This window comes from Athalassotoga sp. (assembly GCF_049965695.1).
In the GTDB taxonomy this organism is placed as follows: Bacteria; Thermotogota; Thermotogae; order Mesoaciditogales; family Mesoaciditogaceae; genus Athalassotoga.
Genome location: NZ_JBMFWB010000053.1, coordinates 1 through 1,227, shown reverse-complemented (window position 1 = coordinate 1,227; position 1,227 = coordinate 1). Strand labels below are relative to the sequence as shown.

Genomic DNA, 1,227 nt, shown 5'->3' with positions numbered 1-1,227 from the left:
GTTGGAAGTGATTAAGGTGCTGATGCATGATCCAGTTCGCGCACAGTATCCTATGATCTCAATGACGGATGCATTGACACGGTTGATCAATGCAAAGCAGGCTGAAAATGAGCCACTGCTTGATTATATCAAAAGATTTAAGCAACTTCGAGATGTGGCAGTTAGCCATATGGGATCAGAGATGTTGCACAAGTTTTGTGAGTTTCAGGTTGAGTTCAAGGACCTGAAGACTGACTTGGATAAAAAGAGTTACAAGGATGAAGCATTTGAGGCTTGGATGGCCTATTTGCTTATTCGAGGCAGTAACCAAAATAAGTATGGATCACTTACCAAGAACTTCATCTCCCAATATTCCCTTGGAAATGATCAATACCCAAGGACAATAACCATGGCAACCGATGTCTTGTTAAATCATCAGTTAGATCCATTTTTTTGAAAACCAGTAGCGCCATTGCAAACAACAACAACAACACCAATATAAGTCAGATGGTGAAATAACAGGAGTGGCAAGTTTTGCACAAAAGGACAAGGATGTCACCTGTTTTATCTGTGGAAAAGCTGGACACAGGAGCCCCCAGTGTCCGGATAAAGATAATATCCCAAGAGCAAAATGGGCAATCAACCGAGCGATGGCTGGTTTGCAATCTGGTGGAAATGACAGTGATGCTGCTGATGACATGTCAGAAATGTCGGCAGAAGAATCCGTCAAAACGACGACATCGAGCAGGAGTGCTCGCTCAAAGAAAGGATGGAGTGGCTATCAACTCCATGTTGCAACAAAGACAAATGATATGTTAGGTGCAGCAGTGCACAAACAATGTGCTGTACATCATAAAGACATGAAAGATGTCATCTTACTTGACTCAGGATCAAGTATTGGTGCAACCTTTATGAACCCAGACTTGGTCACAGACATTAAAATGGCCAAGCAACCAATCAACATGACAACAAATGCAGGAGAAAAACTCATTGGCCTGGAAGGACAGGTAAAAGGATTTGGTAAGGTCTACTATGATCCAACAATGATGGCAAACATTTTCGGACTTTCGGAAATGGTCGATCGCTGCAGAGTTATCTTCGACTCGGATGTCGAGGATGCATTTGTCGTGCATGTAAACAACGGGAAAATCAAATTCTCCCGCACGCCCGAAGGTTTATATGCATACAAACCTACAAAGCGCTACCTGGCTGAGGTGGCAGAATCAAAACAAATGTCACCACCATCTG

Annotated in this window: 2 protein-coding genes; both read left to right on the top strand. The window is 43.0% G+C overall.

Features of this window, described 5'->3' with window-relative positions; all coding sequences use genetic code 11:
• The coding region (locus ACP5NR_RS08720) for a hypothetical protein (RefSeq protein ID WP_428006359.1) at window positions 1-436 on the top strand (436 nt) is incomplete at its 5' end.
• 67 nt (window positions 437-503) lie between these two features.
• The coding region (locus ACP5NR_RS08715) for a C2HC-type zinc finger protein (protein WP_428006358.1) at window positions 504-1,227 on the top strand (724 nt) is incomplete at its 3' end.